The organism is Lentibacter algarum (assembly GCF_040580765.1).
GTDB lineage: Bacteria > Pseudomonadota > Alphaproteobacteria > Rhodobacterales > Rhodobacteraceae > Lentibacter > Lentibacter algarum.
Window position 1 is genome coordinate 1981077 of sequence record NZ_CP158687.1, and the last position, 13294, is coordinate 1994370.

At 55.0% G+C, this 13294-nt stretch carries 13 protein-coding genes; 2 read left to right on the plus strand and 11 right to left on the minus strand.

Features of this window, described 5'->3' with window-relative positions; all coding sequences use genetic code 11:
• Positions 1–37 precede the first annotated feature (37 nt).
• Positions 38–928, plus strand: a complete 891-nt coding sequence (locus DSM117340_RS09675) for a LysR family transcriptional regulator ArgP (RefSeq protein ID WP_089889812.1) — start codon at positions 38–40, stop codon at positions 926–928.
• A 48-nt stretch (positions 929–976) separates the two neighbouring features.
• Here DSM117340_RS09675 and DSM117340_RS09680 read toward each other — a convergent pair whose 3' ends face one another.
• The gene (locus DSM117340_RS09680; protein ID WP_089889809.1) at positions 977–1726 is read right to left on the minus strand and encodes a YebC/PmpR family DNA-binding transcriptional regulator; all 750 of its coding nucleotides are present in this window, start codon (positions 1724–1726) and stop codon (positions 977–979) included.
• Between the two features lie 189 nt (positions 1727–1915).
• Here DSM117340_RS09680 and DSM117340_RS09685 point away from each other — a divergent pair, with 189 nt between their 5' ends.
• Positions 1916–3688 carry an SLC13 family permease gene (locus DSM117340_RS09685; protein ID WP_089889806.1) on the plus strand — a complete coding sequence of 591 codons (1773 nt, stop codon included), beginning with the start codon at positions 1916–1918 and terminating at the stop codon, positions 3686–3688.
• A gap of 103 nt (positions 3689–3791) precedes the next feature.
• On the opposite strand, the gene DSM117340_RS09690 is transcribed toward DSM117340_RS09685, so the two are convergent.
• The 10 genes from DSM117340_RS09690 to DSM117340_RS09735 form a co-directional block, all read right to left on the minus strand.
• Entirely contained in the window at positions 3792–5570 is a 1779-nt protein-coding gene (locus tag DSM117340_RS09690) for an SLC13 family permease (protein WP_089889802.1), read from the minus strand.
• Positions 5571–5619: 49 nt separating this feature from the next.
• The gene (locus DSM117340_RS09695) at positions 5620–6516 is read right to left on the minus strand and encodes a DMT family transporter (RefSeq protein WP_245724400.1); all 897 of its coding nucleotides are present in this window, start codon (positions 6514–6516) and stop codon (positions 5620–5622) included.
• Complete coding sequence (locus DSM117340_RS09700; RefSeq protein ID WP_089889797.1) at positions 6513–7325, minus strand: TIGR00282 family metallophosphoesterase; 813 nt, start codon at positions 7323–7325, stop codon at positions 6513–6515. Before DSM117340_RS09700 ends, DSM117340_RS09695 begins: the two co-directional genes overlap by 4 nt.
• A gap of 27 nt (positions 7326–7352) precedes the next feature.
• On the minus strand, positions 7353–7823 hold the full coding sequence (locus tag DSM117340_RS09705) for an OsmC family protein (RefSeq protein WP_089889791.1): 471 nt from the start codon (positions 7821–7823) through the stop codon (positions 7353–7355).
• Positions 7824–7919: 96 nt separating this feature from the next.
• Positions 7920–8477 (minus strand): 5-formyltetrahydrofolate cyclo-ligase, encoded by a 558-nt coding sequence (locus tag DSM117340_RS09710; RefSeq protein WP_089889787.1) that lies wholly within the window; start codon positions 8475–8477, stop codon positions 7920–7922.
• The gene (mgtE, locus tag DSM117340_RS09715; RefSeq protein WP_089889783.1) at positions 8474–9856 is read right to left on the minus strand and encodes a magnesium transporter; all 1383 of its coding nucleotides are present in this window, start codon (positions 9854–9856) and stop codon (positions 8474–8476) included. The genes DSM117340_RS09710 and mgtE overlap by 4 nt, the downstream gene beginning before the upstream one ends.
• A gap of 69 nt (positions 9857–9925) precedes the next feature.
• A complete protein-coding gene (locus DSM117340_RS09720) occupies positions 9926–10300 on the minus strand; it encodes a CAP domain-containing protein (RefSeq protein WP_245724399.1) in 375 nt (124 codons plus the stop codon).
• A gap of 95 nt (positions 10301–10395) precedes the next feature.
• The gene (locus DSM117340_RS09725) at positions 10396–11730 is read right to left on the minus strand and encodes an 8-oxoguanine deaminase (protein WP_089889777.1); all 1335 of its coding nucleotides are present in this window, start codon (positions 11728–11730) and stop codon (positions 10396–10398) included.
• Between the two features lie 100 nt (positions 11731–11830).
• On the minus strand, positions 11831–12628 hold the full coding sequence (locus DSM117340_RS09730) for an inositol monophosphatase family protein (RefSeq protein ID WP_089889774.1): 798 nt from the start codon (positions 12626–12628) through the stop codon (positions 11831–11833).
• 73 nt (positions 12629–12701) lie between these two features.
• Entirely contained in the window at positions 12702–13073 is a 372-nt protein-coding gene (locus tag DSM117340_RS09735) for a helix-turn-helix transcriptional regulator (RefSeq protein WP_089889771.1), read from the minus strand.
• Between the last annotated feature and the right edge of the window lie 221 nt (positions 13074–13294).

Sequence of the window (13294 nt, forward strand, 5' to 3'; positions counted from 1 at the left end):
ACAAATTAACGAATTAGGAGTAATATTAGAAATTTTAATGAAACTTGATCCAAAACAACTTACAGCTCTCACTGAAATTCTTCGGCTTGGCAGTTTTGAAGCTGCTGCCGATGCACTTGGTGTCACCCAATCCGCAATCTCACAGCGCCTCAAGGCGCTCGAAGACAACTTCGGCAGCATATTGGTCGAGCGTTCTACGCCCTGCCGCGGGACGACTGCTGGCCTTAGGCTAGCTGCACACGCCAATAGCGTAACCCTCATGGAGGCAGACTTATCCCGCGAGCTCAGACAGGGCGCGCACACCTTAGAAGCCCTTAAACCTGTGCGCATTGCAGTCAATGCAGACAGCCTAGCAACATGGTTACCAACAGCCCTCGATAGCAGCGGCGCATTCCGATACGAGGTGCTCGTTGATGACGAAAGCATTTCTGCAGAGTGGCTGCGTCGCGGCGAGGTTATGGCCGCTCTGACAACACAAGATAGTCCAGTGCGCGGCTGCAACGTCTACCCGCTCGGGTGCATGCGCTATATTTCAACAGCCTCGCCAGCATTCATGCGCCAGTGGATGCCAGAGGGCCCCACCCGCTCCACACTTTCAAAAGCGCCGATGCTGAGGTTTTCAGCCAATGACAATCTACAGGCAAATTGGCTCAAACAACATTTCGGTGTGGGGTTAAATCCTCCAGTGCACTTCATCCCTTCCACCACGGGCTTTGTAGAAGCCACCTCTGCAGGTCTCGGTTGGGCGCTTAACCCTGCGATTCTTATCGAACCTCACCTTGCAAATGGAACATTGGTGGAAGTTCTGCCCGCAAGCCATCACCATAATCCTCTCTATTGGCAAATCAGTCGTATCCTTGCACCTGCTCTCTCAGGCCTCACTGACAAACTGCGCCAGAACGCAAAAAAGGCGCTCGAGCCTCTCTAGCCCAAGCGCCTTTTCAATAATATCTTAGCTCAGTTTAAGCTGGGCGCGTTACTCGTCGCCGAGCTGCGACATAACCTCATCCGAAGCCTCAAAGTTCGTCGTGACAGTCTGAACGTCGTCATCATCTTCCAAAGCATCAACGAGCTTCATAAGCTTTTGCATGTCTTCAAGGCCCATCTCCGTGCTGATGCTTGGCCGCCAGATCAGCTTGGTACTTTCGCTTTCGCCCAGTTCAGCTTCAAGCGCCGTCGACACCTCGTTGAGGTCGGTATCGCCACACCAAATCAGATGCCCTTCGTCTGTACTTTCTACATCCTCAGCGCCTGCCTCAATCGCCGCCATCATGACAGTGTCCGCGTCGCCCACAGAGGCCGCATAGCTCACAGCGCCCTTACGATCGAACATGAAGCCTACAGAGCCCGTTTCACCAAGATTGCCACCGCATTTGGTGAAGAGCGACCGTACATTGCTGGCCGTACGGTTACGGTTATCTGTCATCGTCTCGACAATCACCGCTACGCCATTGGGGCCATAGCCCTCATAGCGGATTTCCTCGTAGGCTTCGCCTTCGCCGCCCACGGCCTTCTTGATCGCACGCTCAATGTTGTCCTTGGGCATAGACTGGCCCTTGGCTTCTTTCACAGCCATTCGCAAACGTGGGTTCTTTTCTGGGTCGGGGTCACCCATCTTTGCAGCAACGGTGATCTCTTTGGAAAGCTTGGAAAAAAGCTTGGAGCGCAGCTTGTCCTGACGCCCTTTGCGGTGTTGAATATTTGCCCATTTGCTGTGGCCGGCCATGATAAGCTCCCGATCATGATATCTACAGTTTGGCCCTCTATAAGTGATGGAGGCGGTCGTGTTCAACCACTCCCGATGTGCAGCACCCGAAAAGACAGTAAAGCGCAAAGGCAGAGCATCGGGACAAGTTGATGCCCAAATCGTATTTTTCCCGTGCAAGCCCCCCACAGCCCGCGCTAGAGAACCCTTATGACACAAGATCAAATCATTCTCTTCTCGCTCTTTGCTGGCGTTTTCGCACTCTTGCTCTGGGGCCGCTGGCGCTATGATCTCGTCGCCTTTGCGGCTCTCATGCTCGGAGTCGTACTCGGTGTCGTCGAGACGAAACACGCATTTGATGGCTTCGGGCACCCAGCGACTATTGTCGTCGCGCTGGTGCTTGTGGTTTCCGCAGGGCTCGTTCGCTCAGGGGCGATCTATTTGATCACCCGCACACTCGTGGACAGCACACGCTCTCTTGGCACACATATCGCCATTATGGGCACAATCGGTGGTGTGCTCTCGGGCTTTATGAACAATGTCGCCGCCCTCGCCCTGCTCATGCCTGTCGACATCCAGACCGCGCGCAAAGCGGGTCGAGCTCCGGGCTTGTCGCTTATGCCACTCAGCTTCGCAACCATCCTTGGCGGAATGGCCACTCTCATTGGCACGCCACCCAACATCATCATCGCCTCCATTCGCGAAGATGCTGTTGGCGAGCCCTTCTCGATGTTTGATTTCGCTCCTGTTGGCGGCCTAACGGCTGTAGCAGGCCTCATATTTGTCGCGCTCATTGGCTGGCGGCTGATCCCCAATCGTGACGATGCGCTCAAAGCTGTCAGCGACATGTCCGCTTACATTGCCGAACTCACAGTTCCCGAAGCATCAAAACAGATCGGCAAACGACTTGGTGAGCTTGAAGACGCCGCTGAGGCCGCGGATGTCGCAATTCTGGGCCTGATGCGTGGCGGCAAGCGGCGCTATGGCGCAGCAAGAAACTCACTCCTGCAATCCGGTGATATCCTCGTCCTAGAAGCCTCCCCCGAAGCGTTGGACGAATTCCGCGCAACTTTGGGGCTAGCGTTTGCTGAACGAGAGCGTGAAGAGAGAGTCAAGGCAACAGGCGAAGGCCTTGATCTCGTGGAAGTCGTGGTCACCGCTGAAGCGCGGATAGTGGGGAAAACAGCGCTCAGTATCGGTCTCTCATGGCGAAAACAAACCGTGCTCATGGGGATCTCGCGCGCGGGTCATAAGATCACAAGCCAGATCCGCAAAACTCAAGTGCAAGCAGGCGATATCTTGCTTCTGCTTGTGCCTAAGGGCACTGGCCCTGAGGTAACAGACTGGATTGGTGCCCTGCCTTTGGCAGATCGCGGCCTAGCTGTCACACAAGATAGCAAAACATGGCTCGCCATAGGACTTTTCGTAGCCGCTGTCGTTGCCGCCTCTGTCGGGCTCGTCTACCTACCGATCGCGCTTGGCATTGTGGTGGTCGCTTACATCCTACTCAAAATTTTGCCGCTCACAGAGCTCTATGACCACATCAACTGGCCTGTCGTCGTCCTCTTGGGCTCCATGATCCCGCTCGGCGCAGCGCTCGAAAACTCAGGCGGGACTGAACTCCTTGCAGGTGCACTTCTAAGCTTTACCGATGCCATGCCAGCTTGGGCGATCCTGACGGTGCTGATGCTCGTCACTATGACGCTGTCGGATGTGCTCAACAACACGGCCACAACAATCGTCGCAGCCCCCGTCGGCATTGAAATGGCTCGGGCGCTCGACGTGTCCCCAGATCCTTTTCTCATGGCCGTCGCCATTGCGGCCAGTTCAGCCTTCCTCACGCCCATTGGCCATAAAAACAACACGCTCATTCTTGGTCCTGGGGGCTACAGCTTTGGCGACTACTGGCGTATGGGGCTGCCATTGGAAATTATCGTGGTCACCGTTTCGATCCCACTCATCCTTGTGTTCTGGCCTCTCTAGGGGAAGTCCATTCAGGCAGCTTCGTTGTAACAATGCCCTAGGGGCTACGCGGGGGGCTAGCGTCTCGCACGTTCGGGCTTTACAAAGCCAAATTCGAACGAGCTTAGAGCGGCCACAATAACGGTATCAATGCAGAGGCCAAAAGTCCGACAGAAAGATTGAGCGGAATCCCCACACGCATAAAGTCCGTAAACTTATAACCACCCGGTCCATAAACCAACATATTGGTCTGATAGCCAATTGGCGTTGCGAAGGAGGCACTTGCGGCCACCATCACCGCAACGACGAGGGGCCGTGCATCAATTCCGAGCGCATCAGCAACTCCAATTGCCACAGGCGTGATGACAACAGCCACTGCATTGTTACTTACAAGCTCGGTCAACACAGAGGTGAGCAGATAGATTGCCCAAATAATTAAAAACGGTGGCAAGATCGAAAGAATTGGCGCAATCCCACGCACAATCATTTCTACAGCTCCCGTTGCCTGCAAGGCAGCACCAATAGCCAGCATCGCAAAAATCAAAGCGAGTAATCGTCCATCTACGAAAGAAAAGGCTTCATCCGCATCAATACACCGCGACAACAGCACAACAGCCACGGCCAAGATTGCCAACAAAAAGATCGGTGCAACGCCAAATCCTGCCAAAGCAACCAAGGCAATCAAAACTCCGATGGCGAGTGGAGCATGACCGCGACGAAAGGCTTTCGCTTGTGGTTGGTTCACTTCAACAAGGTCCATATCCGCTGCAAGCCGGTGAATATCATCTGGAGCACCCTCTAGCAAAAGGGTGTCGCCAACGCGCACAATGAGCTCATCAAGCTGACGACCAATATTCTGGTTGCGACGATGTACGGCCAGTGGATACACACCATAGCGCCGACGCAAACGCATCGCGCCCAGCTGACGCCCGACCATCTTAGCCCCGGGCGTGATCAAAACCTCCACAGTGGTTGTCTCGAACGCCGAAACCTGATCAACGCGCTTAAGTTCTTTATTGCGCTGTAAGCTAAGAAGCTCTGTCATCTCGGTGCGCAAAACCACTCGGTCCCCTGTCTGCAGACTCACTCCTGCAAGATTTCGACGTAACGAGGCATCACCGCGGATCACGTCAATCAGGCGCACCCCATCGCGCTTGAAGAGCTGCACGCCGCTCACCTCACGTCCAATAAGGTTGCTCTCTGCTGGGATGACCGCCTCGGTGAAAAATTTCATTTTTGAACGGTTGCTTAGCAAGCTCGCCATACTATCGCGCTCGGGCAAGAGGAGTGGCGCAATAAAGCGCAAATACACCATCCCCCAAACGACCAGAGCAATGCCCAAGGGCGTGACTTCAAAAATACTGAACGCCTCAAGCCCACCTGCGCGCGCAACACCATCCACCAGAAGATTGGTCGATGTGCCGATGAGTGTAAGAGTGCCGCCCAGTATCGCCGCGTAAGACAACGGGATCAAAAGCTTGGACGCAGACATGCCCATAGTTTTGGCCAGCTGCACAAAAACAGGGATCATGACAACCACGACGGGCGTATTTGACACAACCGCTGAGGCCAAAACAACAAACCCCATCAGCAGCCCAATCGCCAAGGCAGGGTTGGTCAGCGCTAACTTATCAGCCACCGACGTAAAGGCCTCCAGAGCGCCTGTCCGCACAAGAGCCCCCATAACAATAAACATTGCTGCGATTGTCCATGGCGCAGGGTTCGCCAAGACTTCAAGCGCGTTTTCATAGGGCAACAGACCAAGAACCAGCATCAAAGCGGCTCCCGCAATCGCAACAACTTCGGCAGGGTAAGTTTCACGCACAAAGAGCGCAAACATTCCCAGCACCACCAAAAGTGTAAGCACAGCCTGCATCGTTTGGTTCAGTTCAAAAATACCCATAAGGTCGCGCCTCTATTCACTCGTTAACCCCATTGTCACGCCTTGTCGCCTAAGCCGCAACCTCTTCTCTGTCGCGTGGCTGCACGAGGAACATGCCCAAGAGCATCAATCCCAAAGCGCCCCAAATATAACCTGAATACGCCTCGTCTAGGATCAACATCGCCCAGCCGACTCCGAAAATGGTGACAAGATAAGAAACCTGTGCTGCAAAAACAGCTCCTGCGCGCCCCACAAGCCAGACATAGCCCGCATAGACTAACGCATGTACAATTGAGCTGAGCACAAGCGCGCTCTCAGGCGCACCAAAGCCGCCCAGTGGATTCAGCCAATGCCCAAAGCCAAGCGCAAGCGGGAGGCTCAATACCGCACCAAAAACCGATGCGCCAAACAAAACCTCAATTGGATCAAGGCCCGCCGTACCAAATTTTCCGACAAAATTGCCCTCAAGCCCGTAAAAAAAAGGCGCAATCAAAGCCAGCGGTATAAACGCGACCATCGCGCGGTCCGGAAGGCTCGCCTCTGGCCCTACAAGAAGCGCCACACCGCCAAGACCGAGACCCAGCCCAACGACCCGTGCTATGCTGAAGCGGTCCTGCCCCAACGCGAGCGCAATTGGAAAGGCAAACATTGGCACCATCGCAATGACAATCGACATAACCCCAGCAGGCAAATGAGCTGCCGCGCGATAACTGGCCGTATTGGGCAGAATCGTACCCAGCAACGCGATGGCAAGATAAAGTGTAATCTGCCGTCTCCCCAGCGCCAACCGCCCCCCACGAACGAACACAATCGCCTCAAGCAAAACAGCGCCGATCACCAACTGCCAAAATACCAGTCCAAGCGGCTGATGTCCTGTCGAGACAGCTATTTTTGACAAAGGTGTGGTGATCCCCCAGCCTGCCCCCATAATCAGGAGTGCAAACATTGGCCCCAAATTTAGGCTCAAGGCGCACTCTCCTGAAGCCTTCCACCAATTCGCACAGGCGTCACCTTGAGTGCTTTGCCTGTCCGGTCATCCGTTTCAACATATACGCCCGAAAGCGTGGCCTCTTCCGTCGCAGGCGTAAAGCGACTCTTAGACATACCAGTTACAAAGCGGCGCATCGGCTCGGCTTTTTCCATGCCAATCACGCTTAGATAGTCGCCACACATGCCCGCATCAGTGAGATAAGCCGTGCCTTTGGGCAAAATTTGCGCATCCCCCGTCGGCACGTGCGTGTGCGTGCCCACGACGAGGCTCGCCCGCCCGTCGCAGTAATGGCCCATTGCCATTTTTTCAGATGTGGCCTCACAATGCACATCGACAATCGCCGCCTGCACAGCGCCGCCCAGAACATGGGTTTTGAGCACAGTCTCGATCTGCCCAAATGGGTCTTCAAACGCCCGTTTCATAAAAACTTGCCCTAGGACTTGTGCCACCAAAATCTTCCGGCCACGTCCGTCCTGAAAGACACGCGCCCCGGCCCCGGGGGCGCCTTTTGCAAAATTTATCGGGCGCAGAATGCGGGGCTCACGACCTATAAATTGCAACATATCTTTTTGGTCAAACGCATGATCGCCAAGTGTCAGGCAATCCACACCCGCGTCCAAGAGCGCCTTGGCATGTTCTTCACTCAAACCCATGCCGTTGCTCGCGTTCTCGCCATTTACCACAACAAAATCGAGCCCCCAGGCCGCACGCAAGCCAGCAAGCCTCTCGCTCACAGCCCGCCGCCCTGAGCGGCCCATAACGTCTCCAAGAAATAGTATTTTCATGCAAAACCCATAGGCCGCAGGGCCGCCTTATGCAATCACGTATCGCGCTGAATAATACACAGGAAAGGCTACAGAGCGCGCAATAAAGCATACTTTACTGATATCAAAGTGTACGGCCTCGGCGCGCGCAAGATCCGTACCCTCTGCTACGGTGATCCGCGGGCGCAGCTCAGCGCTCACAAAGCGCCCCGCTCCACTTGGCTCGCTTTCCCCATGCCCCACAGGATCATCCTCATATCCGAGCACAACAACTCCTGCATCATGCGCCAGATGCAGATACCAAAGCATATGACAGGCAGAGAGCGCCGCAATCAGCATATCCTCGGGATTGTGCAGGTGCGGGTTCCCACCCAGCAGTGGGTCATTGGAACATTTAATTACAGGTTTACCAGGTGTGCGCACCTCCCATGTGCGCGCATACCCCTGATAGCGAGTATTACCTGTGCCTTGATTGCCTGTCCAAACCACTTTGGCGTCAAAATTATGTGTCCCGCTCATGCTTAACTCCCCTACATCCACAAAAATGTCGCCTCAAACAAAAGCCCAAAGCCCTTGCGCAGGTTGGGGGACGGGAGAGTGGACAGAGAATGGGTCTCACACCGTTATAATCCCGCGCTCCGTCACGATCATATCGAGCGGTTGGTCAGTCGCCTCAAGCGGCAAATTCTCCGCTTCTTGCGCAGCAAAAGCAAAGCCGATGGCCAGCGTCGCCCGCTTTGCACGCAAGCCTTCCAAGCTGCGATCATAAAACCCGCCTCCATAGCCGAGCCGCCCACCGTTTCGATCAAAAGCTACCAGCGGCACAATCAGAATTTCTGGCTCAAAATACTGAAGCGTCGCCGGGATCATTGCCTTGAATGGTCCTTCCACCAAATCACAGTCAGGCTCCCAACGCGCAAACTTGAGCGCCTGCCCCGCGCCCTGAATAACAGGCACACCCACAGGCCCGTGCGCCGCGGCCTCTTCCATCGCAGCGAGTGGATCAATCTCGGTTCTGATCGGCATAAAACCCGCAAGAGCGACTCCGCGATGCCCTGCCAGAATCTCAGAGAGATACCCCGCCTGCGCCTTACCGGACATTTCAAACGCGACCTTGCGCCGCGCAAAAGCCGCCTTACGCGCCGCCGCTTTGGCTTCTGTCAAATCCATCATACCAAGACCAACGCTGCCAATCCGAGGAAGGCAAAAAAGCCAACAACATCTGTCACAGTGGTCACAAAAGCCCCCGAGGCCAACGCAGGATCAACTCCTGCCTTCTCCAAGGCCACAGGAATAACCGTCCCAGCAAACCCTGCGACAACCAGATTGATCACCATCGCAGAAGCAATGACCAAGCCTAGAGTCGCCGAAGAGAACCACAGCAGACACACAACCCCCATCACCAACGCAAAAATCGCACCGTTCACTGCGCCCACTAGGACTTCACGACGGATCACCCGCCAGACGTTGGAGCCAGTAAGGTCTTTCGTAGCAATCGCGCGCACCGCAACCGTAAGGCTCTGGGTTCCCGCATTCCCCCCCATCGAAGCCACAATAGGCATCAAGACCGCCAACGCCACGAAATCACTGATCACACCTTCAAACTGGGCAATCACAAGGCTCGCCAGAACCGCCGTAACAAGGTTTACAGCCAGCCATGGAAAGCGCCGCTTGGTTGTGCTGATCACACGGTCGGTCAGACTGCCCTCACCAACACCCGCAAGACGCAGAATGTCTTCCTCATGCTCCTCATCCAGAACAACCATGGCATCATCAATGGTGATCACACCAACGAGCCGCCCCTCATCATCGACAACAGGCGCCGAAATCAGGTGATACTGGTTGAAGGCATAAGCCACATCTCCCTCATCCTGATCAACTGGGATGATCTGAAAGACCTCTTCAGTGAGATCCCTCAAAGGCTGCTTGCGTGGCGCGCCCATAATACGCCCAAGCGTGACATTACCCACAGGGTGCATTCGCGGGTCAACCAGAACGACATGATAAAACTGCTCTGGCAAGTCCTCGGATGAGCGCATGAAATCAATCACATCACCCACACTCCAATGCTCGGGCGCGGCAACAACCTCGCGCTGCATCATCCGGCCTGCAGATTCTTCAGGATAACTTAGTGCTTGACGCGCAACCATCGCATCCGCGTCGTCAAGCGCGCTAAAAATTGCATCTTGCTGCGGCTGTTCTAGGTCTTCCAAAAGGTCGACGACGTCATCGGATTCCAGCTCACGAACCGCCTCGGCCAGAACCTCAGGGCGCAGCGCAGAAATCACATCTTCGCGGATACTCTCGTCGAGCTCCGACAGAATTTCGCCATCAAACTCTACGCCATAAAGTTCAATCAGCGCATATCGATCTGCCGAACTGATCTGTTCAAGCAAGTCAGCAATGTCGGCCGCATGCATCGGCTCCATGAGCGAAATAAGCTCATCGCGCGCACCTGCCTCCACAGCCTCCAGAACAGCCCCAACATCACGGCGACTTAGCTCGTAAACTTCGTCTTCGGACTCAAATGTATCTGTCTCGTATTCGCTCAAATCAGCCCCCGTTTTCTTGCCCTTAACCTAAGCGCAAGCTATCAAAGGGGCAATCGGCGAATTGAGTTTTCAGCAGGTTCCGCGCTTGGCTGCTAGCATCATAACCCAGTTATTGTTTGGCCCACGTACCACGGCAATATCTCGCGCCTTCGGTTTAAGCATATTCTTACGATGCCCTGGCGAATTGGCCCAAGCCTGCATAACCTCAGCAGAGCTTAACTGACCAGCCGCAACATTTTCGGCCACCGTACAAAACTTGTAGCCCGCACGCTTAGCACGCTTTGCAGGGGTGGATCCGTTTGAACCCGTGTGGGTAAGCACGCCGCGCCGCGCCATGTCACTTGCGTGTAGGTCTGCCGCTTTTTCCAGCTGCGGGCTCACATTCAAAGCATGCAATCCATTTTCAGCGCGAAGCTTATTTACCATGGATACGACGTCTCTCATGGGTTCCGCCTGTAAAAGCCCTGCTGGGGCCAAACAAAGGATTCCACACAAAAATATCTGTTTCACACTCATACCACATCCTCTCACGCCAAACCTTAACTCATCAATTTTTGCGCCAACTTATTCTGCCGCGCGATGACGCCGCCAAGGTCAAGATGCGGCATATGTCCATCCTGCACGATATGCCTGCCCTCGACAAACAAATCTTTGACACGCGTTGGCCCTGCAAGCAAAAGCGCCGCCGCATCCCAGCTGCCCGCGCTTTCAATGCCGCGTGTGTCCCAGAGCGCGATGTCAGCGCGCTTGCCCACAGCAATTTGGCCGCAGTCGCTGCGTCCGAGCACTTCGGCGCCTCCACGTGTCGCAATTTCAAGCGCCTCTCTCGCGCTCATCGCATCGGCGCCAAGAGCAACCCTCTGTAAGAGCATCCCTTGCCGCGCCTCGGCCATCATCTGCCCAGTATCGTTGCTCGCAGAGCCATCCACACCAAGACCGACTTTCACATTTGCGTCTCGCATCGCCCGCACAGGTGCGATGCCTGATCCAAGGCGGCAGTTCGAACAGGGACAATGCGCGACACCCGTTCCTGAGCGTGCGAACAGATCAATCTCTTGACCATCAAGCTTGACGCAATGCGCATGCCAAACATCAGGTCCTGTCCATCCCAGATCTTCCGCATACTGCCCGGGGCGGCACCCAAATTTCTCAAGGCTATAAGCGACGTCTTCGTCGTTCTCTGCCAAATGCGTGTGCAGCATCACGCCTTTATCACGGGCCAAAATAGCGGCATCCCGCATCAAATCTCTGCTCACAGAAAACGGCGAGCAGGGCGCGACCCCGACCCTGACCATAGCGCCTTCGCGAGCATCATGGTGCGCGTCAATCACGCGAATACAATCTTCAAGGATATCTGCTTCGCGCTCTACCAAACTATCAGGCGGCAATCCGCCGTCACTCTCACCAATGCTCATAGCACCCCGCGTGGGATGAAACCTGAGACCAACTTCCGCCGCAGCCGCAATCGTGTCATCAAGCCGTGATCCGTTCGGATAAAGATAAAGATGGTCCGAGCTCATGGTGCAGCCGGTCAGCGCCAACTCCGCCAGCCCGACTTGCGCACTTATAAACATCTCCTCCGGGCCAAATTTGGCCCAAATCGGATAAAGTGTCTGAAGCCAACCAAACAAGAGCGCATCCTGCCCACCAGGAACAGCTCGGGTGAGACTTTGATACAGATGATGATGCGTGTTCACGAGCCCTGGCGTAACGACGCAACCTGCTGCCTCAAGTACCGCACCAGACGTGGTTAGCCCGCGACCTACAGCGGCAATCGCACCCTCACGGATCAATATATCCGCTCCTTGGAGCTCCTCGCGCCTGTCATTCATTGTAAGAATATGGTCCGCGCCGCGGATGAGTGTTTCGCGCATGAGAGCTCCTCGCTTCAAACGCCCCCTCATCTCGAAAAACAGGTTGCGCTGGAAAAGGGCCGAGAAGCGCGTGTATTTTTAGGCTAACGCCAAATTCTGCTCAAGAAAAGTGTGAGAGGATATTAAGTGCTGCTCTATGCTGTTCTGGCCCCGCCGCGGCCAAGACCCGCCCGCCGTCATGGGCCTTGCCGCCCTTCCAGTCTGTGACAATGCCACCAGCGGCTTCAATGAGCGCAATCGGCGCGCAAATGTCGTAGTTAGACAGTCCTGCTTCTATCACTAGATCAATCTGTCCCGCCGCCAAAAGCGCATAAGCATAGCAATCCATGCCAAAGCGCGTGAGCTTAACATGCTGCGCAACCGCTTCAAATCCCGCACGCTCGGCAGTGCTTCCCACTTCAGGAAAAGTCGTAAACAAAATTGCCTCGCTCAGCGCACGGCTTCCGCGGACCCGCAAGGAGGATTCACCCATCGGGCCAGTCATTTCTGCCTCGCCGAACCCGCCCCAAAAGCGCTCGCCCACATAAGGCTGGTCAATCATGCCAAATATTGGGCCACCCGCGTCGCAAACCGAGATCAATATACCCCAAGTCGGCGTGCCCGCCAGAAACCCGCGCGTTCCGTCTATTGGATCGAGAACCCATGTCAGACCGCTTCGACCCGCGCGGACACCAAACTCTTCACCAATAATTGCATCATCAGGGCGCTGTTCTGCCAAAACAGAGCGCATCACTTGCTCCGCAGCCTTGTCCGCCGCTGTAACGGGATCGAATCCTTCGCTGAGTTTATTTTCCGCGCTCAATCCCGCCGAGCGGAAATAAGGCAGCACAACACCCCGCGCAGCCTCGGCCAGCGCGTGTGCTGTGCGTGCGATCTCTTTAATATCATGCTGAGTCATAGACGTCTCCTCGGGGTGTCTATGCCGCAGGAGCACTCATGGGTGCAAGCCCCGCCATCAGCGTTGCGATGGCTCAGGCCACATCACTCAAGACACGTGCCAGATCAAACAAGCGTTTGCGCTGGTTCTCGGGGATAGAGTAGTAAGAGCGGATCAACTCCATCGCCTCTTTGTCGCCCATCAGGTCCGATGGCATACGCTCTTCCTTCGCGCCCGCTGCCTGCTCGACATCAAGTCCTTCAAAGAAAAACGACACAGGCACATCCAACACTTCCGAAATATCCCAAAGTCGAGATGCACTTACGCGGTTTGCGCCCGTCTCGTACTTTTGAATCTGTTGAAATTTAATGCCGACTCTTTCGGCCAATTGCTGTTGTGTCATGCCAACAAGCCAGCGTCGGTGACGCACTCGCTTACCTACATGAACGTCCACTGGGTGAGCCATATTCTACTCCTAAATTCACACTCGCACACTTAGAACGCGTCCAATCCCCTGGATCGTTCGACCGGTCAACCCCACACGGCTCATAGAGGGATACTCTCTTACGCCACGAAAACAAACAATAATCTGTGAGCACCGGTGTGCACATGTAATGAAGACTACCGCATAAAGCTAAACAAAAGCTTACGCACACGCATTACGCGTTTTTGATCCGCCTTTGTCAA